This window comes from Neorhizobium sp. P12A, from assembly GCF_008365395.1.
Lineage (GTDB): Bacteria > Pseudomonadota > Alphaproteobacteria > Rhizobiales > Rhizobiaceae > Rhizobium.
Genome location: NZ_QOVX01000014.1, coordinates 83,931 through 109,602, shown reverse-complemented (window position 1 = coordinate 109,602; position 25,672 = coordinate 83,931). Strand labels below are relative to the sequence as shown.

Sequence of the window (25,672 nt, the reverse complement as noted above, 5' to 3'; positions counted from 1 at the left end):
TGCCGACCCTGAGACCGGCATCATCGGTTTTGTTAGTTCACCGTGGCTTCGATCTTGGTGAGCTTGTACTGGTCGGCTGGAGCCTCGCATTTGTCGCAATTGATCCCGGGAGCATCCGGTGCCTTCTTGATGTCCTTCGGCAGCGGCTGGATCGTGGCCCCTGGCGTCGGCGTCCCATTAAGCGCAGACTGGATGGACAGTTCCGGCAGAAGTTCTGGGTTGAGAACTTCCGTGACGAAGGAGGACGGCACCTTGTCAGCCGGGAAAGCGTTGCAACCGTCCTCGAACTTGTCGCCCTTGCAAAGCTTGACCTTGTCGGCCGGTACCCACGGCAGCGGATATTCGATGTTTTCCGGCTTCAGGTCACGCTTCTTCTGCAGGACTTCCATCATCACCTTGAAGGCATAGCCGGCCGTCGCCGGCGGAGAGCCGGCCGAAACACCGGTCAGCCCCTTCGCCTTCATAGCGGGATCGGCGAGCGCCAGGCGGAAGCCATTGGAGTTTTCGCCGGTGACCGGGACGAGCTTTCCGCCCTTGTCGAGGAGAGCCTGGATCGCACCGTATTCACCGGCCTGGGCCCAGATACCGTCAACTTCGGGATGGGCGGCAAGAGCCTTGGCGGTTTCCTGCTGTGTCGTCCGGTCGTCCCAGTAGGAATAATATTCGGCAACGACCTTGATACCCGGATATTTGTTGAAGACACTCATCGCGCCATCCGTGTGGCGCTTGTCGACCGAGTTGCCCGGGACGCCGCGGCTGAGGAAGATGTTGCCCTTGCCGCCCAGCGCGTTGACCAGTGCCTGCGCCGAATTTTCGCCGAAGCCGGCAGTCACGTAGCTGACGTTATAGGCGCACTTTTCGGTCACCGTCGCGTCGTACATGAAGAATAGCGTGCCTTGGTCGCAACCGCGCTTGATCGTGCGGTTCAGCGCGGTCGAGGAAATGGGGAAGCTGATGATGCCGTCGGCCCCATCGTCGATCATGCTTTCATAGGCGGAGATTTGCGCCTGCGGGTCGGTGCCGGAAATGACCTCCTTCAACTCGACTTGGTCATTGTAGGGCGGCGTGGCTGCGAGCGCCTTGACGATATTGGCGGCTTCCGACTGCCAGGCGTTGCCCGAATAGCTCAGGCTCAGATAGATCTTGAGCTTCTTGTCTGCCGCATGCGCGTCAGCGGTCCACATGCCGGCTGCTGCCAGCAGGCCCAAGGCCGTTGCAACGCCACGCGAAAACTTGCTTTTCATGTGTCACTCCTCCGTTGATGATTGGATTTGGGGCGGCTTCCCCTTGACGCGTTACGTCCTGCGGATCGCGCGCAACCGCTCGAAAATCTCGTCGCGTAGAAGAAGCAGGGCGACGAGAATGATGAATCCTTCGATGATGCTCCTCAGGCCGAAGCTGAGGCCGATGGCTGAAATGATGGTTCCAAGCGTGGTCAGCAGGATTGCTCCGCTGACGGTTCCGAGAAACGTTCCGCGACCACCGAGGATGGACGATCCGCCAATGACGACCGCCGCAATCGACGGCAGCAAGTAGTCGTCACCCATGCGAAGTGTTGCGCCGTTGGAATAGCCAACAAGCATCATTCCGACAAAGCCCGAGCAGATGGCGCTGATCACATAGGGAAGGATGCGGGCGAGATTGACCGGGACGCCAGCGATCCTGGCAGCTTCGACGTTGGTTCCAACCGCATACATGTAGCGCCCCAGGACCGTCCGGCTCTGCACGAGCCAGCCGAAGATCACGAAGCCGATCAGAAAGATGATCGACCACTTCAAGCCAAACAGATCGCCCTTCATCAGCGCCTGAAGAGATTCCGGGGCGGCGCCGCGCGGCGTGCCTTCGGTGATTCCGAGCGCGGCGGACGCGACGATGATCGCAACGGCCATGCTCATGATGAACGGCGGCACCCGCAGGAAGACGACGCCCAGTCCCGTCATGAGACCGACCGCACCGCATGCCAGAAGCACGACAGGCAAGAGCAACAGCTGCGCCGGGTTGTGATCGCCCACCAGGCCGGTCGATAAAATTCCTCCGAGCGTGATCAGCGATGGAAGCGAAAGATCGAGACCTCCGGTCAAGACGACAACGCCTTGCCCGAAGCAGAGAACCACGAGGAAGGACCCGAGTACCAGGACGGTCTCCACCTGCGCCCAGGACCCAAGGCCGGGACTGATGAAGCGTGAGCCGAAAAGCATGAGGATGCAGAGTACCGTCACGGTTACCGCGCTGATCGTTTCCCTGCTGACTGTGCTGCTCGCACGCTTGTCGGCGACGGAGCCGAAATCGGCGTTGGATTGGGGAGCCGTCGTCATGCCTTCCTCCCGATTGCGAAGTGTGACAGCAGGCCGCTGAAGACGACCGCGAGGATGAGGACGGCACCTTGAAAGATCCCGGTGTAGAAGGATGAAACGCCACTCGAAAACAGAAGCTTTTGAAGGAGCGTGAGCGTGGCCGCCCCGACGATCGAAGCGAAAAGACCGCCCTTGCCGCCCGAAAGCGAGGTTCCACCGAGCGCAACCGCCGCAAAGGACAGCATCAGCAGAGGGTCACCTGCGGTCGGGCTTCCGGTTGCCGTCTGCGCGCTCAGCATAAAGCCTGCAAGTCCGAAGAGCATTCCCGCGCTGACGAAAGCCATGAAGCGCACCCATCTGACATTCACGCCGGACAGAGCCGCGGCGGTCTCATCGGCCCCGATCGCATACATGGAAATGCCGAGATCCGTCCGGCGCACGAGAAGCCAGACGACTACGACGAGTGCGAGGATCATTCCCGAAACCGGGAGATTGAAGAGACGATCGGTCAGTTCATCGCTGACCCATTCGGCCACCGACCCGCCTGGCGCGTCGAGAATGACGAGGGCCACACCCTTGCAGACGATCATCGTCGCAAGCGTCGCCGCTATCGACTGGATACGCAGATAGGCGACGAGCCAGCCATTTATCGCCCCCACGACAGCACCGATGGCAAGGCAGATAATCAGGGATGCGAAGGCGCCGCCCGGTCCCTCCAACGGATAGACCGCCATCACCACATTGGTGACCGAGACGACACCGGCGAGCGACAGATCGAACCCCTTGACGATGACGACAAAGGCCTGTCCGCCCGCAGCCAGCGCAAGCGGGACGGTGTTGTTGACGAGATTGGCGATCGCGCCGGCATTGAGCGCCCGGGGCTGCTGCGCGACATAGGCTGCGTAAAGCAGGAAGTACAGAATGCAGATCAGGACCGAGCCCTTGATGTAGGACGCGAGCGGCCGGCGATTGCCGGAATAGACCGAACCGCTCATCTGCTTGCCCTCCGGGGCTCTTCGCCATGGCCGATCATCGCCGCAACGATCTGGCGCTCAACGATCGCATCGCCTTCAAACGTCTTGACGACCTTGCCCTGATAGAGAACCAGACACCGGTCAGCGAGCTGAACGATCTCCGGCAGTTCCGATGAGTAGAAGAGGACCGCGCCGCCCTCCTGCGCGAAGGCCCGGATCGCGCTGTAGATCGACTGTTTCGTGCCGACATCCACGCCGCGTGTGGGATCGAAAAGCAGCAGAGTTTGCGCGCCACTGGCAAAAGTGCGCGCGATCAGGGCCTTCTGCTGATTGCCCCCCGACAGATCGCCGATCGCAAACGAGAGATAACGCTCGTTCATGTCGACCTTGGCGGCCTCCTCCTTCGCCAGCCTCGGCTCCGCGCCACGGGCGATAACACCAGCCGCCGAAAGCCTCGGTAGAACGGGGAGAACGACGTTCGTTGCTGCCGTCAGACCCGCGAGGATGCCCTCGGTCTTGCGCTCTTCAGGCAGATAGGCGATGCCCGATCCCGCTTTGAGCGCCTGGCGTGGCGACGAATACGACCGTGTCTTGCCATCGATGCGGATCGTTCCGCTGGATGGCGACTGCAGGCCGCACAGTATCCGGAAAAGCGAGCGTTGTCCCTGACCCTCCAGCGCCGCGACACCGACGATCTCCCCGGGCTCGATGCCGAAGGAAACGCCGCCAAGCATGGAACCAGACAGATCCTCGACATCGATTCTCGGAGCCGGCCTCAAGGCCGTGGCCAAGCGCCGAGCCGGTCGTTGATGGGACACCGGTCGGCCAACCATCATCTCGAATATATTGTCGTCGCTTGCGTCCTTGAGGGAAACGGTTGCAATTGTGCGACCGTTTCGAAGCACGGTGGCGCTTTGGCAGATTTCACGAACCTCTGCGAGCCGATGCGATATATAGAGGACCGCGACACCCTTGGCGGTTACCTTGGCGATTTCACCAAAAAGCCAACCAGTTTCCGCCAGCGCGGCCGTTGGTTCGTCGAGAACCAGAACACGTTCCGCATTCTTGAGCGCCCGCACGATCTCCAGACGTTGGCGATCCGCCATCGGCACGCTTGCCATTTCGGCAGAGGGATCGATGCGCGAAAGCTCGTATTGCGCGAGAACGTCCGTTGCCTGCCGGATCGTTTCACGATGCGAGACCAGGCCTCCCGCCGTCTTGGGAAGTCGCGGCAACAGCAAGTTCTGTGCGACCGACAGGTTCGGTATCAAGCTTAGTTCCTGGAATGCCGTCGCTACGCCAAAGCTGCGTGCTTCGTTGATGGATGTCGGCGCGAAGGGAGTGCCATGCAGCAGCATCCGGCCGCGATTGGCGGTAACGGCGCCCGTAATGATCTTGACCAGGGTCGATTTGCCTGCGCCATTTTCGCCAAGCAACGCATGGACCTCGCCCGCTTTCAGGGCAATGTCAGCCGATTCCAGCGCCACCGTGGCGCCGTAGGACTTGGTTAGTCCCTCCGACAGCAGGGCGACAGTCTCCCCCGACGCCGGGCTCGGCGCCATTGCATTCAATTTTGACACGGCATTCCTCCCGACCCAATGAACGCGGAGATCCATTGGAAACGTTCTCAGCAAACGTTCTCTGAGAACGTTTGCATTAAGCTCTTGCGGAATCGTATCGTCAAGGGGGAAGGGCTATTTGCGTTCAGAATTTTTCTGGGGCGAGTTCACGCAGGACGGACTTCAGTCACACCACGACACAGCTTACGGCCGAGTATCGGTGCATTTCAGTACCGGCGTAAGTTCGTAGACGAATGATTTGGTAAATGAGCTGACACGAAGATCTGCAAAGGTACCGTCACATTGTTCGACGCATGCCCGCATGGGTGTCTGCTTCCGCCACCTCTGATCTGTTCCTTGGGCGACCCAATCGGCCGTTGAGAGTTTGGATTTCCAAGAACGCAGGCCACCCCTCGAGCCGCTGTCGAGAAATTCGAAGCGGATGGCTTTGTGTCTTCGTGGTCGCTGGTTCGGTTCCCTTCAAGAACAGGGAATCAAAAACAAGCGAGAACTGCCTATACCAGGAGTTAGTTGGGAAGATTTGCAGATATGTGCATTCGAGCGCCCGCTCTTTCAGCGGCTGCCTGAAGCCGCTTGTCTCTTGTCCACAAGGCCGCGCGGGGGTCAAGCAGGACCGATGCCAGCAGATGGACATCCGTATAGCCGATACCCATGCTGAAAATGCTGTGGCGATCGATCACCGTCATGACTTCGTCGTGCGTGGCGACGACCGCGCCACGCTGAGCTGCCAAAAAAGAGATGATACTTCCGCGATCTCTGAGGCTGCCGAGGGCCAGTTCGCCGATTACGGCTGGGTGGCAAAGCAGACGGTCCTCCTCGATAATCGTGCGCAACTCGGTATCGCCTTGACGAAAATGATCAATCCAGATCGAGGTATCCGCTAATATCACTTCGCCGCCGCGCTCCGGCGGCGTGGGGCTGCCTCGGCATCGGGCATGGTTCCTCCAAGCGCAATGAGACGCCTTCCCGACTCAACGCGAACAAGAGTTTCCAGCGCTTGACGAACGAGCGTGGCGGTTTCCTTCGTGCCGGTCAGGGAGCGGGCCTTTTCGATAAGCGTGTCATCGAGATTGATAGTCGACCGCATGATCTAACTCCGTTGCTTGATGGCACGAAAATTAGCACCATTTGATGATGAAATCCATGCTCCTTTCAACTCTCATGGCCTTGTCCGGAGACGATCCGCTTCAACTTCGCATTCTCCTCCTTGAGGCAGAGGCTTCATCACTGGCTGCATCAGGCCGGCGTATTTCTTTTATGTATTGTAGAAGGTTGCGTTTGAAATGCCGGCCTTGCGCCGTCGTTAATCGCATGCTTACGTGCACACGCCCGAAATCCGTTCGTCGCATGACAACCAGCCCCTCCTGAACGACGGCATCAAGATCAGAGGCCGAAAATACTCCGATCCCCGCACCAACGCTCTCACGGATCATTCCGTGGCATGGCAACACCTTTGACGCTGACAATGTCAAATTCGCCCCGCACGATGACGTCGATTGTTGGTGGACGCGAATGCTCTCGTGCCTTTGTGCGTACGTCCGTACCCCAACCTTGTCGGATTTCGTCGGAATTTTCCGAGAGTGCATTTCAGTGACCTCGATCATGATCGAGGTCGTGGCAGGGCCCTCCGTTAGTACAGAACGCACCCTGTCCTGTTAACGGAGACCCTCCCATGCTCAAGATCGCATTTTTCATCTTGCTGACGGCTTTCCCTGCCCGTGCCGCCGAGGCAGTTGGATTTCGTCATTTCACAATGTCACAAGGCCACGACCGAACGCTCGACGTTGCCGTCTGGTATCCCACGGATGCCGCCGGTACGCCGGTCCGGCAAGGCGAGGATAACAGCTTCGTCCTGCAGCCCGCCATCACCGACGCCGCCATCCCGCAGGGATTGCATCCGCTCATCATCCTCTCGCATGGCTACGGCGGCAACTGGACGAACCAGGATTGGCTAGCGGCAGACCTCGTGCGCCACGGCTACATCGTGGCCGCAGCCAACCATCCCGGTACGACGTCGTCCAACATGAACCCATCTGTCGGCGCGCGCCTGTGGGAGCGTCCGCGCGATGTCTCAGCGCTTCTTGACAAGCTTACCTCCGATCCCCTCTGGTCTTCAGCCATCGACGCAAACCGCATCGCGGCCATCGGTCATTCGCTTGGGGGCTGGACCGTCGCGGAATTGGCAGGCGGCCGCTTTGATCCCGATGCCTTCGAGAAGGACTGCCGCGACCATAAGGAACTTATTTCCTGCGGGGGTTACATTGCACTCGGTGTTGGCAGGGATGAAACGTCGCGCGCGGCGTTGCGGCAGTCGCTGCAGGATGCTCGCATCAAGGCCGGCGTGACCCTCGATGCTGCTGTCACCCGGGGCTTCGACGTCAAAAGCCTGGCCGCCGTGAAAATTCCCATGCTAGTGATCGCAGCCGGGTCGCCCGTGCGGGATTTGCCAGCGGCGCTGGAATCGCGCCACATGGCAAGCCTGCTACCGGCATCGACCACCCGTTACGTCGAAATCGGCGAAGCCGTGCACTACAGCTTCCTGCCGGTCTGCGTGCCGGGCGCCGCCAAACATTTGAGTGGCCCCAACGCGACGATCTGCGACGACAGAGGCGATCGCGAGAGCATCCACAAACGGACGCGGATGGAAATCGAACGCTTCTTAGCAAAGGTGTTTCATGTGAAGGTCTAAGTGTCGCCCTTTGCAGGGCGGACCGAGCGGCGATATCCACTCGGGTTCAGGCCAGTCACCCGCAGGAACTCGCGGTTGAAGTTGGATTTGGTGAGAAATCCTGCCTCGAACATGATCTCGGTCACCGGTGCGGCGGTGTCGGCAAGGAGCCTTTGGGCCTCCTCCACACGGTATTCGTTAACGATTTGCGATACATTGCGGCCATGGACACGATTTACTGCGGTCGAGATGTGGCGCGCCGGAATGCCTGCCCGGCGCGCCAACCGATCGAGCGTCAGATTGGGATCGCGGTAGAGTTTGCGCTCGCGCATCAGCCGGTCGACGGTGGCCAGTATCTGCGGATCGTCTCCGGTCCCGCCATCCAAGGGGCGCGGGCCCTGCGCTTGTACAGCAACAACCGGGCCGCCCGGCTCTTCGAATACGCGGCTGCGGCCGGCGACTGCGGCAGCATAACCGATGATGATGAGCGCCACGATATTGGCAGAGCCGACGATCATCCCTGCGCCGGAATCGCCGCCAATGTCGAGCGCAATGGCGATCTCGACCACACCGGCGAGGATAAACAGCAAGCCGACGGTCGCCAGCGAGCGGCTGGCGGCAACAGCGTCACCGAAACGGGCGGCGCTCAGGGTATCGGGCCCTTGTCGAGCGACCCATAGCAGGGCGCTGCCATAGCCGAAAAACAGCACGATCAGTGCTATGTCAATCGGATTCGACCAGACAAAGACCATCACCGCAATGACAATCGCTGGAATGGCATGTGGCGAACTCGAATGCTGGATCCTTGCGTCAGGCTGGCGCAAGTCCTCGAAGCCCAGCCAGGCGAGCGGAGGCAGTGTCGCTGCCACGATCGGTTGGAAAAAATGCGCCAGAGACCAGTCGAAATTCCAGCGCAGGCCAAGAACGATCGCCTGCACAGCGCAGAGCGCGACGAACAGTGACAGCGGTCGGCATGAAAGGCCGTCACGACCAACCATGCGTGCCAGCAGCACGACTAGCAGCAAAGCGGTCACGAATGGCAATGGAATTGACGGCATAATTCTTTCCGAAGGAGTACCCGCTTGTGCGTGAAAGGCAGAGGTCCGGTACCGCATTCTGAGGCGGATTCGGAATAGCCCGTCGGCGCATGATGCCGGCATAGTTTGCGGCGCGCTTCATGGCGGCGGGCACTGCGCTCCGTCTTTCGGACAATAAGAGCCATAAACGGCGGCTCGCGATCGCCTGATCATGCTGCGTAAGAGTAAGAGCCTGTTCACATGTAGCCGCTCGACGCTCGTTGGCTGGAAAGGTGATGACGGGCTTGTTCGAACGGAGATCATGGCCGGCATCACTCTCCGGTTCGGGCCTCTTTTTTGTGCGCCGGGAGCGCGACGGCAGCTTCCGTCGTCAGCAGCCGGAAGGTAAAGCTCTCTTGCAGGTACAGCTCGACAACCTTGTCCGTATGACTGAGGTAGCCGATGGAAAGGTCCTGCCCGAGGCACAGCTCGAAATCTCCACCTCGCGCGGTAAGCACAAGTCCGCCTTCAATGCCGGGAGCCCAGACGATTTCGCCTTCCACGAGGCGTCGGATGTGTTGCAGGACAGGGTAACCCTCTTCGCTGCCACCGCTGATCGCTGTGAACGGGTCGTCACCCAACACGAGCCGGTAAGGCCCTTCGACGCCTGCGAGCCGCAATTGATCAACAGCCTGGGCCGCCACCGCTGGATAGTCCGTGGGCGCCGATGGCAGCGCCACCGGGTCGTTGCTGGCGCCGGGACGAATGCCGCCAATCCCAGCGGCGGCATAGCCGTCGAAGACCGCGCGATTTTCGGCATAGGCGATCTTGCGTGCGGCTTCTTTCAGCGGCGACCAGTCGGAATCCTCGGAACCGCGCTCGACGTCGTCTATCGCCCGGCGGGTTAGCGTGAAGGGAACGCGGAGTTCAACGACAGCATTAGCCAGGCGCCGTACTACTTCGACGCCCTCGGCCGGTGACTCGATCGGCTGGGTGTGGCCCGTGCCCACGGCGGCGAGAGTTGGCCCCTTGGCCTCCGGCACATCAACCGCCCGACGCGCGGCCAGATAGCGCTTGAGGGTACGCGAAGCCTCTTGCTCGATTTGCTCCCAGGCCGCGTCGGATATGGGGGCGAGTTCGCGATGGAGATTATTCATGTCTTACCTCGTCTTTCAGAGATCCAATACGCAGGGAGCCATCTGATGACGGCTTCGGCGCGGGTGGCGATTGGATGGCGACCGCCGATTGGTCGCCATCGGTGGTGATCGCGACAGACGGCACTGGCGTTACTGCGTCCAGAAAGTCGGCTGACGGCACGAAATATAGCGAGCCGGTCACCGCCTTGCTGACGTCGAGTAGCCGATCGTAATTGCCGGGCGGTTGGCCAACGAACATGTTGTCGAGCATGCGCTCGATCCGGTCGGGCGAGCGTGCATAGCCGATGAAATAGGTCCCGAACTCGCCCTTGCCGACATCGCCGAACGGCATATTGTCGCGCAGGATCTGCAACTGCTCTCCGTCTTCCTCGATGTTGGTAAGCACGTTATGCGCGAAGCTTGGCTTGGCCTCTTCATCCAGCTCGATGTCCGAGAGTTTCTCTCGCCCGACGATCTTCTCCTGCTGCTCAACCGGGATCGCATTCCACTTGCCGATGTCGTGCAAATATTTCTGGACGATCACATAACTTCCGCCGATGAAGGCAGGGTCTTCCGGCCCGATCACCGTGGCGTCGATCGCCGCCTGTTCGACCGGATTCTCTGTGCCATCGACGAAACCCAGCAAATCGCGATCGTCGAAATATCTAAAGCCATGCACCTCGTCCGTCACCGATGCCACGCCAGCCAGACGCTTCATGATATGGGCCGCCAGTTCAAAACACAGGTCCATGCGCGCGGCGCGGATATGGAACAGCAGGTCGCCCGGGGTGGAGGGGGCATGATGCACGCCGCAGATCTCGCGAAAAGGATGCAACTCCCTGGGTCTCGAGCCTCCAAACAATCGGTCCCAGGCGCCGGAACCAATCCCCATGATGCAAGAGAGCCCGCCATCCGCGGCCCGGAAACCGACGCCGCGCACCAATGAGGACAGACCGGCGCAGAGGCCTCGCACCGTGGGCCCCGCCTCCGCCCCGGCGTCGATGGTGACGACCAGGAAGATGGCGGCGCGGGTGAGCCGCGCATCGACGGCCTGGGAACGCGCTGTGACGTCTTGGGCGACTGTAGAGGGCAAGCTGAACTCCTTGGCGGCTTGATCATCGACCTTCAATGGACAAGACATCAGCACTTAGCCCGAACTCACGCAAGGCCACGGGTCTCGAATCATGTCCACAAATGCCTCAAACAGCTTGCAGGACGTGGCGCCTGGCGCGGCGAGCACGTCGCTCTCGACGTTGAGATGCTCGTTGCGGATCGGGGCTGTCAAATAGCTCTCGAGGATTTCCGGCGCGCCGGCGGTCTGGCACGCCTGTGAACCGTAGGTAGTGGGTTCGATTCCTATCAAGACCATAAAGCGCGCCTACTGCACAGGCGCGCTTTGATTAAGGAGGCGCCTGTTGAAGCAGCCGCTTTCAATTTGCATTCATGGCAGCGTAGATTTCATCATACGTTCCATCGCGTTCGGCCCAACGTCGGGCAAGGTCGCGTTGCAGCAAGACTTCTCCGCGGGGGTGCCCTTGCCTCTCGAGCAGTTCGATAACCTGAGCGACATAGTCGTCGACGGCTACGGCGCGCGGATCGGCGGCCTGAGCGGCCCCGGTCAGCTCTGTCCGCACATAGGGTGGTGCCAGTTCCAACACCTCGATCGCGTCATGGCGGAGCTGATGACGCAGCGATTGCAGCCACGAGTGCAGGAAGGCCTTGCTTGCGCAATAGGTCGGAAAATCGGCGCGCGGCATGAAAGCGAGACTCGAACTCGTCGCAACGATTGCGGCATCCTCCTTGGCTTTCAGCATCGGCAGGATCGCGCCGATCACCCGCAGGACACCGAGAATATTGGTTTCGATGACGTGCTCGGCCTCGGCGGTGTTCCAGTCCTTTGATGTCATGTCCTCGGATCGCGAGATGCCCGCATTGGCGAACAGGACGTTCACCATCGGGAACCGCGTGCGCACCTCGAAGGCGAAGTTTGCCAGTGAAACCGGATCGTTGACGTCGACTGGAATGCCCGACATACCGGGATGGTCGGCGATCATCTGGTTAAGGAGTCCCCGCCTGCGGCCGGCGACAATCACGCGATTGCCGAGCGCGTGGAGAGATTTGGCCAGTTCTTTGCCGATGCCACTGGTTCCACCGACGATGAGGATCGTATTACCCGTGAGTTTCATGGTTATTGCCTTTCGTTGCGATTGTTCATTGCAGGACGATGGTTGAGAAGGTGGGATTTTCCGTAGAGCGACGCGCCCCTATCTCTGGCGAGGTGGCGCATTACGGCTCGCTTGTTCGGCCATCGAGCACATTTCGCAGTTGCAGGCCTAGGGTGATCAGGAAACCCACGCTGGGCCGCCGCCCCGCCGATCAGGAACACGCTGCCGTACCCAGCCTGGTCGGCGAGCAGGCCGACGATCGGGCCGGTTAGTCCGTAGGCGAGGTCCTGGAACGCGCCGAAGCCACCAACGGCTGTGCCACGCAGATGCGGTTCGACCAGTTTGACGACCTCTCGACCCATGGAAGGGTAGATCAGTGAGCAGCCGATGCCGGTCATGAGAGCCCCGACCAGCGCGACGGCCGGGCTCGGTGCTCCCCAGATAGTGAACTGCCCCGCAGCTTCAATGGCAAGCGAGACGATTGCCACCCTAAGACCTCCGATCCGGTCGGGAAGGTGGCCGGCAAACAGCCGTACGAGAACAAAGCCGACGCCGAAAGCAGTTAGCCCGAGGCCGGCGTAAGCCCAGCCCCGATCGAGAAAGGAGAGCGCAAAGAAAGAGCCGATCCCGGCAAATCCGATCCCCTGCAGGAAGACGATCGTTCCATGCGTCCAGATGCGGTTCATGACGCTCAGGAAAGAACTGCGCCGCGTCTCTGGATGGGGGGCGACACCTTCAATCGAGCCGATGGCGACAAGACCAAGGCAGGGCAGGACCAGGCTTGCTGCCATGTCACCGGCAAATCCGATGTGGTCGAGTATGACCAGACCAAGCGGGCCGCCGGCGGCAAGAGCACCATAGATCGCAGCGCCGATCAGGGCGATGACACGGCCAGATCGATCCGGTCCGACGATGCCGATGCCCCAGGCGATGACGCCGACGCCGACAAGGCTTTCGCCGTATCCGACCAACAGTCGCCCGATCATCAGAACCGCCAGGGCAAGGCCGGGCGACAGGACTGGGGGACCGGCAAGGAGCCCAAGCAGTCCGCCGAGCGCATAGAAGACGAGCCCACGCATCGTGGCCACCTTTGCGCCACGTCGGTCCGACAATGCGCCCGCTTGACCGCGTGTTAAAATCGTCGACAGGAACGCGATGCCGACCGCAAGGCCGGCCCAGCCATTTCCAAAACCCAGATGCCCGGTTACGTAAACTGGAACGACAGGCAAAGGTATTGCGACACAGAGGTAAGAGACGAACAGAACCGACCCCAGCAACAGGAGGCGCGCCTGAGCGGGATCGCGGGCCGAAATGTGACCAGATGAGGAAGACATGAGAATACTCCAACGTCGCAATCCGGGACCGGAGTTTTTGCACCCTGGCCCGAAACGATTTGATGCGTTGTCTGACGTGAACGCTTACGGCGTGAAAGCCTTTGGTAAGATTTGTCAGTAGAGCTTCATCGAAAGCTCGATATCCGCGGCAACTGGGAGGGAGAGGTAGCGTTTTCTCGACGCGCGGATGCGTTCAAGATACTCGGGACACATTTCTGCATCATCGGCGAGGATCAACCCACCGATCCCCAGTCTGGGTTCGACAAGGTCGAGGATGTCGACGTAAAGCGCCTTGGCGCCATCGAGCAGAAGCATATCGACCGTTTCCGGCAGATCGCCTGCCAGTGTCTCCATCGCATCGCCAGCGCGAATCTCGACCAGATCGGCGAGGCCAGCCTCTTCCAGGTTTTTCTGTGCTCGCGCGATCTTGCCGGGTTCGAATTCGCTGGAGATCAACCGCCCGCCGCCGTTGTCACGCAGCGCCGCAGCAATATAGAGGCTCGATATGCCAAACGAAGTGCCGAACTCGACAACCGTGCGTGCACCTGTGGCGCGGCCCAGCATATAGAGGAGCTCACCTGTCTCACGAGATACGGGCAGCCATAGGTCTTTCAGCCGACCGTAGAGGTCCAGGTATTGCGTCTTGCTGGCGGTGAGAGCGGCGCGTTCCGCGGGCGTGAACGAATTGATCTCGGGGCTTGTGGCCGCATCAGCCTCGGCGAACAGCCGATCAAACAGAGGCCCAAGCGGGGCCGAGGTAAGGGTGGACATCATTGTCTCCGGTCATGGTGTTGCGTTGGACCTAGAAATACGATTAATTCGTCGCGTTTCCTAATCGCATTGGCATAGAACCGGATGACAGGACGTTTAAAGCCGCGAATTTCCACACGAAAAGAGCCCAAGCAGAACCGCTCGAACGAGCTCGTTTCGGCGATTCTGACGGCGGCTGTTCGTGTTTTGGAAGAGGAAGGTGCACAACGCTTCACCACCGCGCGGGTGGCGGAAAAGGCGGGGGTCAGCGTTGGTTCGCTTTATCAGTATTTCCCGAACAAGGCCTCGATCCTGTTCCGGCTGCAAAGTGATGAATGGCGTGGCTCGACCGAAATCCTCCGTCTCACACTCACCAGCAATGCGTCGCCAAAAGACCGCCTGCGGCGGCTGGTGCATGTCTTCGTCCGCTCCGAGTGCGACGAAGCGCCGGTCCGTCGGGCGCTTGCCGACGCCGCACCGCTCTACCGCGATGCCCCGGAAGCGCGTGCGCTTCGAGCAGAAGGCGATCGGATCTTCGACAGCTTTATCCTGGATCTGCTTCCAGGTATTGCCGATGCGGCCAGAGGTGTCGCCGGCGATCTGATCATCACGACGCTGACCGCCGTGGGCAAAGAGTTTTCGGAAAAGCCGCGGACGGAAAAAGAAATCGACGCTTACGCGGGGGCTATGGCGGATATGTTCTGTGAGTATGTCGATAGACTTACGAGGGGCTGACGCCTTTTCGAGCGGCTGGTTGGAGTGCACGTGGTAAACTGCGTGGTGCACCCCGCCGTCCCCAGGTTTCTCGCGCAGAGTACCATTTTCCGTCCGTGGCATATGACGAAGATGCTGTTCGTTATTCGTCGGCACGAGTGACCATGATGACGTGCCGGAGGTTCTAATTCCATCAAGAGCCAAATTATGGGTACACGACTTCTATCTATTCGATATTCACAGAGCCTCAGGGCAGCAGCCGGACACTGCGTTTGAACCAATAATTCACCGAGTAAGCGTATCGCAATCCGTCGCCGGCGGTCGAGCCTCGACGGTCGACGGCGACACATTACAAACCTTCGAACCTGGCGATCTGGCGGATGTCGTTGCGGAATTTGCCACGTTCCTGATGCCGCACGCAGTTGCCGCTGCGAGCCTGGGCAAATGAGCGGTTATCCTGACCTGGCTCTGCCGGCGCAAAAGCCAACGCAATCTTTTGCTTACGTCAGACGCTGCTATTCGGCCACAACGGTGTTTTCCAACACACCGATGCCAGTGATGGCCACTTCGATCTTGTCGCCGGGTTTAAGCCAGAGCGGCGGCTTGCGGGTAAAGCCTACACCTTCCGGCGTGCCGGTGGCGATCACGTCACCGGGCACAAGCTCCATGAAGCTGGAAACATAGGCGATGATGGCAGGAATATCGAAAATGAAGTCGCCGGTCTTGGTGTGCTGAACCTCCACACCGTTCAAGGTTGTGGTCAACGTCAGCCCCGAAACGTCCGGTATCTCGTCGCGCGTTACAAGCCAGGGACCGATGCTTCCGGTCCTGTCGAAATTCTTGCCCACAGCCAAGGAGTGGTCGAACTGGTAATCGCGGATGCTACCTTCATGTAGGCAGGTATATCCGGCGATATGATCGAAGGCATGTTCGCGCTTGATATGCTTTCCGGCCCTCCCTATCACCAATGCGAGCTCGCCTTCATAGTCGAATTGCTCGGATAGTTTTGGCCGCAACAGCGCTCCGCCAGGAGCAACAAAAGAGCTGTGGAGACGAACGAACGTGCTGGGGGTCTTCGGCAATGGCTGGTTGCCTTCAGCGACATGTCCACGATAGTTGCGACCAATACAGACGATCTTTCCTGCATCCGGCACGGGTATCATCAGCTCGACGTCGGAAAGAGCAAGATCGGGCTTCAGGTCGCCGATGTTGCGTTCAATCGAATCCAGCAGACCGGCGGCAATCGCTGCGCGCAGGGTCGGCTGCCCCAGACGCCCTTTGAGATCAACAATCCCCTCGCTGGTCAATGCGCCGTATGATTGTTTGCCGGCTATCTTGTAGCTCAGAAGCTTCATGACTCCAGACCTTTCAGCGTTTGAAACGCGGCTGCGATTGGATTTCCGCGATCTTCCACCGGCCGTGGAGTGCCACAAAGCGACAACGGTAAAGTACTATCGAAAAAGGGACGTTCATGGGTGACGGCTCATCCTCGCTCACCGGGCCGTCATAGCGATAGGCAACCATGTAGCACCGCGCTTCGGCGGAGATCGCGTCCGCGGAAAGCAGCCGGAAATTGGTGATGAGATGGGCGGTACGCACATCGCGCGTGCGCGCCGCAAGCGCGTCCAGGATCATGCCGCGGCCTCGCAAAACCTTGCCTTGCCGGTGCCATATGCCATCCGGCGCCATGCAATTCACCAAAGCCTCGAAGTCACCTGTGTCGAGGCCCATGAGGAAATCGAGAATGAGTTTTTCCACGGCGCTTGAGACTACGGAATGTGAGGTGTCGCTCATATCAAAACGCCTTCCTTGAACATTTCGGGGAGCAGGATGTTTCGGGTAACCGCCGCCGATGCCTTGGCCTCCAACTCAGTGCGCAGGCGGGGTGTTTCATGGAGGTCGCCTTGGCGGTTCGTGCCATCAATGACCACGCGAATGGTTAGCACTTGCGACTACCGGGTGCTTCATATCTAATGCAATCAAGGCATAACCCCGAGTTATATGATGGACACGCGCAAGCTCCTGCACTTCACTGAAACGGTCGATCAGGGCAGCATCAGCAAGGCGGCACAGTCGCTGCGTATATCGCAGCCGGCTCTCACCAAGAGCCTGCGACTACTGGAGAAAGAGCTTGAGGTCGAGCTGCTGGTGCGGTCGAGTTCCGGGGTGACGGTGACCGAGTTTGGGCGTTCGCTCTATGCCCATGCGCGAGCTGTAGAGGCAGAGATGGAGCATGCACGCGCCGAAATCCGCCAACTCAGTGGAAACGGCAAGTCTCATGTGAAAATCGGTGTCCTACCCAGCATATCCGGTAACCTCTTCGCCCGCGCTATCGCCCAGGTGATCAAGTTTCTGCCGGATCTGGAGATTCGCGTTTATGAGGGTGTCCACTGTGAATTGATGTCGGCCATCCGCCGGCGTGAATACGACTTCGTCGTAGCGATGGCCGATCGTTTCGAGCCGGATCCTGGTCCAACGCTGCGCTACCGGATCGTACTGCGGGACCAACTGCGCATCATCGCAAGGGCAGGCCATCCTTTGGACGGTCTGGATGCGGTCACATGCGCCGATCTGATCAAATTCCCATGGGTGCACCCGGTTATTGGCGCTGCACACCGGCCCATCCTCGGCTTGCTCTTCATGGAATCCGGAATAGAACCGCCTCGCGCGCAGGTCGAATGCGCGTCGGTCCAATTCGCCAAAACCGTCATGGCTACCAGTGACGCGCTCGGGCTAATGCCAGACCATACTATCGAGCCTGATATAAAGGCCGGAACGCTGTGCTGCCTGCCGATAATCTCGGAACATCTGCAAAGAACCGTGGGACTCTACTACAGCGTCCACCGGCCGTTGACGCCGGCGGCGAAAGCCGTAATGCGCGAGATCGAACGCATATGCGGCGGTTCGCTGCACGGCGGTCGCTTCAGCTAGAGCCAGTCTAGTTTAGTTTTACCGATGGCGACGAATGATGTGCGTGTTTGCTATCGCACTTTTGCTTTGAGGTTGGCGCGATGAATTGCCTCTGGCATCTTCCCAAGCAGCCTGCGTTCGAGAGGCCTAGGATTTTGGCGCGTTCACACCAAGCATCGGCCTAGCGTTTGGCCTTTTGCTCTAAATATTCCGCGGTGGTGGCCTCATCTGGTGGAACAAGTCCTGGACGACGTCGTCCATCCAGTACTTTTTGCAGGATCCATACTTCGAGTGCCTCAGCTTCGTGCCCGGCTTCGACGACCGCGTTGACGAAAGCCCCGGGGATGACCACGGCACCGTCACGATCCGTAACCATCACGTCGTTCGGATATATTGCAACACCGCCGCATCCGATTGGCTGTTGCCAGTCAACGAATGTCAGGTGCGCGACTGACGGGGGTGCGCAGATCCCGCTGCACCAGATCGGCAGCCCGGTCTGGCGAATGCCCTCGACGTCTCTCATCGCCCCGTCTGTCACAAGTCCGACCGCGCCCCGCGCGGCCATTCGGATCGACGACAATCAAGCCCGGCAGAGGCAGTGTCTGGGGAATCTTGGTCTCCGTTCTCGTCCTTGCAGTTGGAATATCGGGAGTCCAACAGCTGGGAGGACGCTTCTATGTCGAGCCTCTGTTTAACGGAGGCATGCTGATCGTTGCGATCGCGCTTGCCGGCTACTCTCAAAGAAGCAAGCGCTATGTAAAGGCCACCGACGTCCAGCCCTGAAGGATTTTGGGGAAACCAGCGATCTCCTCGAACATCGGGCAAGCAGCGTACCAGTGCTCGCTTTGACCGCAAAGCAGGCTGATGCGGGTTTGGACGTCTTGGAAAACGCTGACCTCGTTCACGGCGCTTCCGTTTTCAATTGGGCAGACTGTCTGACGCTACTATCCTCGGGGACCCTCTCGATCTATTTGCGCTCCCCAAGTGGCGCGGCGCATTGGCCAACGCCGAACGGTAAAGTTCGACAGAATTTCCCCTGCGCCACGACTTTCGCGAAGCCTGAGCGCAGTTGCGCCCGTATAACATTAGGAGCGCCTTGCCCAAACAAGACTTGGACTGGCAGGCCGTCCATTTTCACCCGCATCACGGAGGACATGGCTTGTTTCCGTTACCCCCAGCCTGAATTGCGACACCAGCGACCGAAGGCGACTGACCTCCGATGCCAAGGTTGCGCTTGCCGCGTTGCTTTCCTCTACCATCGCCGCGTTCTTTTGAGTGACCTGGTCCATCTGGTTCACCGCCATGTTGACTTCGGAAAGGCCTGTCGATTGTTCTCGCGCGGAGGTGGCGATCGCATCCATGTGAAGGTTTATCTCGACGATATGGCTCTCGATGGTCTTCAACGCATTCCCCGTCTCACTGACAAGCTTTACCCCTCCCTCAACTTCGTCGGAGGAGTTGCGGATCAATTCCTTGATTTCCCGTGCAGCCTGCGCCGACCGTTGTGCCAGCTCGCGTACCTCCTGGGCCACGACCGCGAAGCCCTTGCCTGCTTCGCCGGCCCGTGCCGCTTCAACGCCGGCATTCAGGGCGAGAAGATTGGTTTGAAACGCGATGTCGTCGATGACGCCGATGATGCTGGAAATCTGCTGCGAGGAGCTTTCGATGTTGTGCATGGCCTCGACTGCGTTGGCGACGATGATGCCGGACTGAACGGCGCTTTCATTCGCCTGTTTCGCAAGCAGCCGAGCATCGTCCGTTCTTTTCGACGCATTGGCGACGTTCGTGGTGATCTGATCGAGAGCAGCTGCGGTTTCTTCCAGGGATGCGGCCTGCTGCTCTGTGCGTCTGGAAAGGTCGTCAGCGCTGAGACTGATCTCTCTTGTGCCATTGTCGATGGAACCGGTTGCTTCGGCAACGGCGGCAAGCGTTTGTCGCAGCTGATCGGCAGCAGCGTTATAATCGGAGCGCAGGCTTTCGAAATCGCGCGCAAAGGGCTCGCTGAGCTGGAAGGTGAGATCACCCGCTGAAAGCCGCTGCAGGCCGCCGGCGAGATTCGACGTCGCCATTGCCATCTCCTCAGACCTCGCGCGTTCGATCGCCGCGTTGTGTTCGCGTTCCCTCTCGCTTTCATCACGCATTGCACTGGCTTCAGCCTCGATGTGACGGGCACGCAGACCGTTGTCCTTGAAGACCTGCACTGCCTTGGCCATGCCGCCAACCTCGTCTTTGCGATCCGCGCCCGCCACCGACACAGCAAGGTCGCCATTCGCGAGTTGCACCATCGTCGCGGCCAGTTGCTTGATCGGCTGAACGAGCCAGCCTCGGATTGCGAAAAACGATGTCGTCATGACCGCCATCAAGCCCGCGATGATGATAGCGAAAGTCGCGCGTATGGTGTCTTGAGAGATGGCCGAGAGTTCAAGGTTTCTGGTTTGAACCTGATCCTTCAGCCGTTTTGCCGCGTCGCTGATCTTGACGCTCAGTGCCGGAAATTGCGGCTGACAATCGCGGAGGAAAATCGATTGCGAGGCAGCTACATCGGCTGCAGCAGTCGCAACCATCGCTTTCTCTATGGTCACTTTGCAGACATTGTCTAGCACATTCAGCCCGGCGGCCTTGAGGTCAACAAGCGCTGCCTCCCGTGGGGCGGCCGCGATCGCGCGATCCATGTCTCCCTGAAACTCGTCGTGCGCGTTCTTCAGTTCCTTGATCGCTTTGGCATTGAGCGCATCGTCAGTCAACATCAGAAGATCGCCAATCGCGGCCCGACCGTTTTCAAATGCCTTGTCGGCCTTGCCGAGGGCGAGTGCTGCAATCGAGTCATGCTTCAATAGATCGGTATAGCTCTCGTCGATCTTCGATATCTGGCTCGCAGAATAGGTGGCGACACCGAGTGTGAATACCGCAAAGGCCGCCATAAGCGTGGCAAACTTGCCTGTGATAGAAATGTTTTTCATGCCAGAGTTCCTCTACGCCTGCCGGGTCAGCGACAAGCCTGCTGGTTTCGGAAATGTCAGGACGGGCCCACCAGCAAAATCATTCTGCCGCGGGTACCGGACGAGGCGAGGAGGGTCATGTCTCGTGAATGCAGGAGATCAGCTCACAGAAAGAGAGCTAATTTTTCTTCCGCGAAAATTACAGTCAAAACCTTTACGGCTCGTTAAGTTTCTGTATTTTGGCGCAAGAAATAAAAGTATTGTCGGATAATCTAAAAGATGCGTTTAAGTATATTTTAAATAAATCAGATTTTATCTGTCGACTTTTCAATAGGAAGCGGGCGGCCAAATAGAAATCCCTGCATCTCCTGGCAGTTCAATCGTAAAAGCCAATCACGCTGTTGCTCTGTTTCTACCCCCTCCACTGTGACCGAGATACCAAGCGATCTCAGAAGCCCAGTCATTGCTTCCAGTATTTTCTCGGATTGCGGCGAGGTTCCAAGGTGTTGAACAAAGGAGCGATCGATCTTGACCTTGTCGAAGGGAAAGCTCTGGAGGTAGCTAAGCGACGAAAAGCCCGTTCCGAAATCGTCCAGGGCGATGGCAACGCCAAGCGCGCGAATCCGGTGCAGCATTTCCAAGTTCGCGTCCGTCTCATGCAGCAGAATGGATTCGGTGATCTCCAGGACAAGCCGGCCGGGAGCCAACCGGGTCGCCTGAAGTGCCGCCTCAACGATCGAAGGGACGGAGCCGTCTCGAAATTGCCGCGGCGATACATTCACGGAGACGCTTATCGATTCCGACCATGTCTCGGCATCGCGGCATGCCTGGTGAAGCACCCATTCGCCGATCGATGATATCAGGCCGTTTTCTTCTGCCAGCGGTATGAACTCCGCCGGCGATATCATCCCATGTTGTGGATGCATCCATCGTAGCAAGGCCTCGTATGAGCACGTCTTGCCTGACCTGCTGTTCACAAGGGGCTGATAGAAGATGCGAAACTGTCCCAGTTTCAGCGCATGCCGAAGGTCTTCCAGGAGTATTTGCCGCCGCCGAAATTCTTCTTCCATGACTGGATCATAAAGAAGGGAGCAACTACCGTGCTCCGATTTTGCGCGATAGAGAGCGATGTCGGCCTTTCTCAGTAGTTCGTTCGTCGAGGTCCCTTGGCCGGGTATTTCGACAACACCGATGGAGACTTCCGCCATTAGTTCGACGCCGTCGATTTCTATCGGCTCGCTGATCGCAGCGATCAATCGAGACGCAACGTCGAGTGCGGCGTTGGGCCAGTCCTGGATCTTGAGAATGATGGCGAACTCGTCGCCTCCGAGCCTGCCAACGGTGCCAACATTCTGTACGACCTGGCGCATGCGTGCCGCCACCGTTTTCAAGAACTCGTCACCGACTCCATGACCGTGAACGTCGTTGATTTCTTTGAAATGGTCGAAATCAAGCAGCAGCACGGCGCCAATGGGGTCGTTGTCGACCACCATCGTTGTCAGAATTGCCAGCTCTTCTTCGAGCGATCGGCGGTTTCCCAAGCCCGTTAGGCTGTCGTGGTAGGCGAGGTGCCGAGCACGCCGCTCGGCGATGATGCGCCGTTCGATCTCCTGCCGCTGGGAGACATATTGCCATGCCCCAAACGCCAGCAGCGCCATCGTGATCACGAGCCCGAGCGACAGAGCTTCGTCGAGCTGTATTGAAATATGCCTTGGGCTGACACGCTTCTTTTCATCAAAGACGCTAATCGCCCAAGCAAAGTAGCAGATAAAAGTACCTCCCAACAATGAGAGGGTGCGAAACCAAGACTTTGTCTGCTTGGCTGCAAAGGAATGCGCTGTAAGCATGCGGCTGCCAGGAGTGAAACTGGGGTTCGCTCCTACTTTCTTCGATGTATCGTTTAACTCTAAAGAAAAATGCAGTTAAATTACTAACGCGCCATTAATTATATGACTTCTCACGGATGTGTGATTGCGTAACACGTGCCTTGATCAGTCAACTGATCAAGGCACGTCGAATGGCTTCTGCGACCGCTTCGACGCGATTGGACGCGTCCAGCTTTTTCGTCACGGACCTGATGTAGTTGTCGACGGTCCGAATCTCGTAGCCGCTTTCAGCGGCAATCTCGTCGCTTGTGAACCCTCGGCTGGCAAGCCGCAAACAGAGCAATTCGCCCGGTGTAATCTCAAGATATTGGGCTGCATATCGGTCCATGATCGGCTTCTTAACGGCGGTATGCAGCGGTGGTGATATGAATGACAGAAACTGCTTCTCGTCATTCGTGAAGGCCTGCTGTCGCGCAAAGATCACGCAGCCGTAGATGCCTTCCTCGCTCCTGATCGGGACCAGCGTTCGATTTCTGACGCCAAACTGGCGGAACAATGCCCGCAACTCGTCCGACAACTCAAATTGGTCGTAGGCCTCGACGTCGGTAACGATGCCACGAGCTGCGAAGGCCGCCAACACCAATGGGTCTGATTTACCCACACCTCGGTCAAAGTATTGTTCAAGCATCAATGGCGGCATATCGGAATCGATTGATCGAGCGTTTCCGAATTCGAACCCAGTGAGTCTGAGGCCGCCGATAGACACATAGTCGAACGCGATGCTGGTGCGCAGAAACTCCGTCAGAAAATTGAGACGCAAATGTCGAAGCGGCGGCAGTGAGGACAAATCCATATAGTTGGTAAAGGAATTGGGGTCAAAAAGCGAAAATGGAACGACTGGCATTTCTACGGCAACTACTTTCAGATGTGGCACGACTCTCGAACAATCTAGACGGAATGAGCAGACAGATAAAATCAAATTGCAAGGAGATCGATTTGAGCGACCGCTCGGCATCGCTACGCGCTTAGTTGCGATAGCGTGACGCTGCGGCCGGGCGGAGCCTGTCTTTTGAAGCGTCTTGCCGACCATTGCTTGTGGCTTTCTGCGGGAACTCTTCAAACTTCAACGAGCATTGGGACAGGTTTACTCATAGGTTCACTAGGGTGGTCAAAGAACTATCGTCGCCCGCTATGGTCGAATCTTGCCAGAAATCAACCTCACAGGAGGCCTCGCGAGCCTCGTCGCGGCATTCGCAAATCGCTCTTGCGCGTAATCTTCCTGTCACGATCGAAGGCTAGATCAAGGTGTCTCAACACCGTCACCTGCCGCTGCCGACGCCAATCGTCGATCAGCGGTTAAAACATCGGGGTAATACGTACCACCATGGGAAGCATGCGAAACATGGCAACATTCGAATGCATCTATGGCGACGTCCGGGCCCTGTGAGTGATGGTTTTCGATAAGTCACGGAGCTTGCGCTCCATTACCTCAAGGGACGTCGCCAAGGCGGCGAATGTTTCCCAGGCATTGGTCAGCCGTGCTTTCAGTGGAAACGGCCGCATCGCGCCGGAGACGCGAAATCGTATTCTGGCGATTGCCGAGGAAATCGGCTGGCAGCCCAACGCGCTCGCTCGCAGCATGGTGACGGGCGACGCGCCCCTTGTTGCGGTCATAACCACTCGCCTGCATTTCGACTGGCGCGCCCAGGTACTCTCGCATCTGCTCAATACTATCCAGCAATGGCACCTGAAGCCGCTGCTTTTTTACGCCGAAAGCGACGATGATGTGGACCGCCTGCTGGAGGAAACATTAAGCTGGCGAACGCGCGGCGTGATCGTCACTGCCGGTATCGTCCAGCCTCGGCGGGCGAAAGCGATCGTCTCGCGCGGCCAGTTTCTCGCCGCTCTCAACCGCCCAGCTCATCATCCCAATGCCTTTTCAGTCGCCACGGACAACCTGCAGGGCGGTGCCATGGCGGCAGCCCTGCTGCTTGATGAGGCAGGACGGGATGCTCTTGTTTTGAGCGGCCGGCAAGGCGATTGGGCGAGCTCGCTTCGCACGAAGGGATTTGTCGACGCTGTAGCCGTCCGTGGCGGCACCGCGCGGGTCTGGCACAACGAAACAATGTCAACGGAGGCCGGAAAGCAATGTGCGGCCGCCTATCTGGACCTGCCGGCGGGCGAACGGCCGAAAGCAGTCTTCTCCACCAACGATGCGATGGCGCTCGGGTTTATGGACGGGTTGCGCGGTCAGTTGAGCGCCCCTTCGGATTTCTCCCTGATCGGGTTTGACAATCTGCCATCATCCTCGTGGACGCCATACGAACTGACCACCTTCGAGCAACCGCTCGAAGAAATGGTCCTCCGCATCGTCGGCTACGTCAACAATCACCAGCAAAATGCCGGCCGCAATTTTCCTGCGCACAATCCGGAGAGGGTTGCGGGCGACGAAATTATCTACTGCGCTCCGAAGATCGTGCTGCGCTCGACAACGAAGGCCAAGCAATGAATGAAATGACTCAACCCCGCATGCTTCTGGGGCGGAACGTGGTGGAAAGGGCCAGCGCGATGGCCCTCGACTATTATTCCGCCGCCCGGCTCGCCGTCGAGGACAAGGGACCGGGCGACGTGGTCACCGAAGCTGATTTCGCCATCGAGCGCGCCGCGCGAGAGGCGGTGGTGACGGCATTCCCCGAAGACAGGTTCGTTGGCGAGGAGTTCGGGGGCGATGCGACCGACGAAGGCTTCAGCTGGCTCATCGATCCTATTGACGGAACCGTAAACTTTGCGCGGCGCATCGGCTATTTCTGCGTCTCGCTGGCCCTGCTGCAGGATGGCCGTCCGATTGCCGCCTGGATATACGACCCGGCGTCGAAGGAGCTGTTCTGGGCCGGCCCGGACGGGTGCGCACTTCTTGGGGAAGAGCCGCTTCGCTGCGCAACGGAAGCCAATTTCGCCTCGACGATCATCGGCCTTGGTTTTTCAACCCGCCACGACAAAGCCCTGCACGCGACAGTGACCGCCAATATCATCGCCGCGGGCGCGGACTATCGGCGGTTGGGAGCCGGCGCACTCTGCCTCGCGCATGTCGCCGCCGGCAGGCTGGACGCCTATGTCGAGCCGCACATGAACCCTTGGGACGCCGTTGGTGGCCTCTACATCGCCGCCTGCGCCGGGGCGGTCACGCTGGATTACCTTGCAGCCGGCGGATTGCGAAATGGCGCGCCGGTTTTCGCCGCGTCGCCTTCCATCGCCACCCAATTGCTGGGCCTTCTGCCCGAACCGTTTTCCGGCACCCCGCTTCATCGGGAAAATGACCTGCGGAGTGCCGGAGAAGCCGCGACTTGAGATCGCGTCCTCAACCCA

The 25,672-nt window shown here is 58.9% G+C and carries 25 protein-coding genes and 1 pseudogene; 6 read left to right on the top strand and 20 right to left on the bottom strand.

Annotation, left to right across the window (positions count from 1 at the left end):
* Positions 1–32: 32 nt before the first annotated feature.
* From DTW90_RS27515 to DTW90_RS27490, 6 genes are all read right to left on the bottom strand, one after another.
* Positions 33–1,244, bottom strand: a complete 1,212-nt coding sequence (locus DTW90_RS27515) for a sugar ABC transporter substrate-binding protein (protein WP_149342506.1) — start codon at positions 1,242–1,244, stop codon at positions 33–35.
* Positions 1,245–1,295: 51 nt separating this feature from the next.
* Positions 1,296–2,315 carry an ABC transporter permease gene (locus DTW90_RS27510; RefSeq protein WP_149342505.1) on the bottom strand — a complete coding sequence of 340 codons (1,020 nt, stop codon included), beginning with the start codon at positions 2,313–2,315 and terminating at the stop codon, positions 1,296–1,298.
* Positions 2,312–3,289: an ABC transporter permease gene (locus DTW90_RS27505; protein ID WP_149342503.1), complete on the bottom strand. Its 978-nt coding sequence runs from the start codon at positions 3,287–3,289 to the stop codon at positions 2,312–2,314. Before DTW90_RS27505 ends, DTW90_RS27510 begins: the two co-directional genes overlap by 4 nt.
* On the bottom strand, positions 3,286–4,848 hold the full coding sequence (locus tag DTW90_RS27500) for a sugar ABC transporter ATP-binding protein (RefSeq protein WP_246665067.1): 1,563 nt from the start codon (positions 4,846–4,848) through the stop codon (positions 3,286–3,288). Before DTW90_RS27500 ends, DTW90_RS27505 begins: the two co-directional genes overlap by 4 nt.
* A gap of 506 nt (positions 4,849–5,354) precedes the next feature.
* Entirely contained in the window at positions 5,355–5,738 is a 384-nt protein-coding gene (locus DTW90_RS37765; protein WP_149342502.1) for a type II toxin-antitoxin system VapC family toxin, read from the bottom strand.
* Entirely contained in the window at positions 5,735–5,935 is a 201-nt protein-coding gene (locus tag DTW90_RS27490) for a type II toxin-antitoxin system VapB family antitoxin (protein WP_149342500.1), read from the bottom strand. Before DTW90_RS27490 ends, DTW90_RS37765 begins: the two co-directional genes overlap by 4 nt.
* Positions 5,936–6,520: 585 nt before the next feature.
* Between DTW90_RS27490 and DTW90_RS27485 the strand changes: the two genes are divergently transcribed.
* Positions 6,521–7,537: an alpha/beta hydrolase gene (locus tag DTW90_RS27485; RefSeq protein ID WP_149342498.1), complete on the top strand. Its 1,017-nt coding sequence runs from the start codon at positions 6,521–6,523 to the stop codon at positions 7,535–7,537.
* Here the strand turns inward: DTW90_RS27485 and DTW90_RS27480 are convergent.
* The 7 genes from DTW90_RS27480 to DTW90_RS27450 all read right to left on the bottom strand — a co-directional run bounded on the left by DTW90_RS27480 (position 7,534) and on the right by DTW90_RS27450 (position 13,938).
* Positions 7,534–8,574, bottom strand: coding sequence for an AraC family transcriptional regulator (locus DTW90_RS27480; protein ID WP_149342496.1), 1,041 nt, complete (start codon positions 8,572–8,574; stop codon positions 7,534–7,536). The genes DTW90_RS27485 and DTW90_RS27480 overlap by 4 nt on opposite strands.
* Before the next feature lie 290 nt (positions 8,575–8,864).
* On the bottom strand, positions 8,865–9,689 hold the full coding sequence (locus DTW90_RS27475; protein ID WP_149342494.1) for a family 1 encapsulin nanocompartment shell protein: 825 nt from the start codon (positions 9,687–9,689) through the stop codon (positions 8,865–8,867).
* Positions 9,682–10,761: a Dyp-type peroxidase gene (locus DTW90_RS27470; protein WP_246665066.1), complete on the bottom strand. Its 1,080-nt coding sequence runs from the start codon at positions 10,759–10,761 to the stop codon at positions 9,682–9,684. The genes DTW90_RS27475 and DTW90_RS27470 overlap by 8 nt, the downstream gene beginning before the upstream one ends.
* Before the next feature lie 54 nt (positions 10,762–10,815).
* Complete coding sequence (locus tag DTW90_RS27465) at positions 10,816–11,037, bottom strand: hypothetical protein (protein WP_149342491.1); 222 nt, start codon at positions 11,035–11,037, stop codon at positions 10,816–10,818.
* 61 nt (positions 11,038–11,098) lie between these two features.
* The gene (locus DTW90_RS27460) at positions 11,099–11,854 is read right to left on the bottom strand and encodes an SDR family NAD(P)-dependent oxidoreductase (RefSeq protein ID WP_149342489.1); all 756 of its coding nucleotides are present in this window, start codon (positions 11,852–11,854) and stop codon (positions 11,099–11,101) included.
* Positions 11,855–11,856: 2 nt separating this feature from the next.
* Positions 11,857–13,167, bottom strand: coding sequence for an arabinose transporter (locus tag DTW90_RS27455; RefSeq protein WP_149342487.1), 1,311 nt, complete (start codon positions 13,165–13,167; stop codon positions 11,857–11,859).
* A 114-nt stretch (positions 13,168–13,281) separates the two neighbouring features.
* Entirely contained in the window at positions 13,282–13,938 is a 657-nt protein-coding gene (locus DTW90_RS27450) for a class I SAM-dependent methyltransferase (protein ID WP_149342485.1), read from the bottom strand.
* Positions 13,939–14,022: 84 nt separating this feature from the next.
* Here DTW90_RS27450 and DTW90_RS27445 point away from each other — a divergent pair, with 84 nt between their 5' ends.
* Positions 14,023–14,652: a TetR family transcriptional regulator gene (locus DTW90_RS27445; RefSeq protein WP_149342483.1), complete on the top strand. Its 630-nt coding sequence runs from the start codon at positions 14,023–14,025 to the stop codon at positions 14,650–14,652.
* Positions 14,653–15,146: 494 nt separating this feature from the next.
* Here DTW90_RS27445 and DTW90_RS27435 read toward each other — a convergent pair whose 3' ends face one another.
* Positions 15,147–15,986 carry a fumarylacetoacetate hydrolase family protein gene (locus DTW90_RS27435; protein ID WP_149342480.1) on the bottom strand — a complete coding sequence of 280 codons (840 nt, stop codon included), beginning with the start codon at positions 15,984–15,986 and terminating at the stop codon, positions 15,147–15,149.
* Positions 15,987–15,999: 13 nt separating this feature from the next.
* On the bottom strand, positions 16,000–16,425 hold the full coding sequence (locus DTW90_RS27430; RefSeq protein ID WP_149342478.1) for a nuclear transport factor 2 family protein: 426 nt from the start codon (positions 16,423–16,425) through the stop codon (positions 16,000–16,002).
* 210 nt (positions 16,426–16,635) lie between these two features.
* Here DTW90_RS27430 and DTW90_RS27425 point away from each other — a divergent pair, with 210 nt between their 5' ends.
* Positions 16,636–17,562, top strand: a complete 927-nt coding sequence (locus tag DTW90_RS27425) for a LysR family transcriptional regulator (RefSeq protein WP_188080077.1) — start codon at positions 16,636–16,638, stop codon at positions 17,560–17,562.
* 160 nt (positions 17,563–17,722) lie between these two features.
* Here DTW90_RS27425 and DTW90_RS27420 read toward each other — a convergent pair whose 3' ends face one another.
* A complete protein-coding gene (locus tag DTW90_RS27420) occupies positions 17,723–18,064 on the bottom strand; it encodes a hypothetical protein (protein ID WP_246665065.1) in 342 nt (113 codons plus the stop codon).
* Between the two features lie 41 nt (positions 18,065–18,105).
* Here DTW90_RS27420 and DTW90_RS37760 point away from each other — a divergent pair.
* A pseudogene (locus DTW90_RS37760) lies at positions 18,106–18,324 on the top strand (ABC transporter permease); the annotation flags it as partial.
* On the opposite strand, the gene DTW90_RS37280 reads toward DTW90_RS37760, so the two are convergent.
* From DTW90_RS37280 to DTW90_RS27400, 4 genes are all read right to left on the bottom strand, one after another.
* Entirely contained in the window at positions 18,294–18,446 is a 153-nt protein-coding gene (locus tag DTW90_RS37280; RefSeq protein WP_188080076.1) for a hypothetical protein, read from the bottom strand. The pseudogene DTW90_RS37760 and the gene DTW90_RS37280 sit on opposite strands and share 31 nt — an antisense overlap.
* 180 nt (positions 18,447–18,626) lie before the next feature.
* Positions 18,627–20,501 carry a methyl-accepting chemotaxis protein gene (locus DTW90_RS27410; protein WP_149342472.1) on the bottom strand — a complete coding sequence of 625 codons (1,875 nt, stop codon included), beginning with the start codon at positions 20,499–20,501 and terminating at the stop codon, positions 18,627–18,629.
* Positions 20,502–20,785: 284 nt separating this feature from the next.
* Complete coding sequence (locus DTW90_RS27405) at positions 20,786–22,327, bottom strand: bifunctional diguanylate cyclase/phosphodiesterase (RefSeq protein ID WP_149342470.1); 1,542 nt, start codon at positions 22,325–22,327, stop codon at positions 20,786–20,788.
* Positions 22,328–22,475: 148 nt separating this feature from the next.
* Entirely contained in the window at positions 22,476–23,396 is a 921-nt protein-coding gene (locus tag DTW90_RS27400; protein WP_149342468.1) for a LuxR C-terminal-related transcriptional regulator, read from the bottom strand.
* 360 nt (positions 23,397–23,756) lie between these two features.
* On the opposite strand from DTW90_RS27400, the gene DTW90_RS27395 reads away from it, so the two are divergent.
* Together DTW90_RS27395 and DTW90_RS27390 are read left to right on the top strand one after the other, a co-directional pair.
* Entirely contained in the window at positions 23,757–24,815 is a 1,059-nt protein-coding gene (locus tag DTW90_RS27395; protein WP_246665076.1) for a LacI family DNA-binding transcriptional regulator, read from the top strand.
* Positions 24,812–25,654 carry an inositol monophosphatase gene (locus tag DTW90_RS27390; protein WP_149342464.1) on the top strand — a complete coding sequence of 281 codons (843 nt, stop codon included), beginning with the start codon at positions 24,812–24,814 and terminating at the stop codon, positions 25,652–25,654. The genes DTW90_RS27395 and DTW90_RS27390 overlap by 4 nt, the downstream gene beginning before the upstream one ends.
* Positions 25,655–25,672 lie beyond the last annotated feature (18 nt).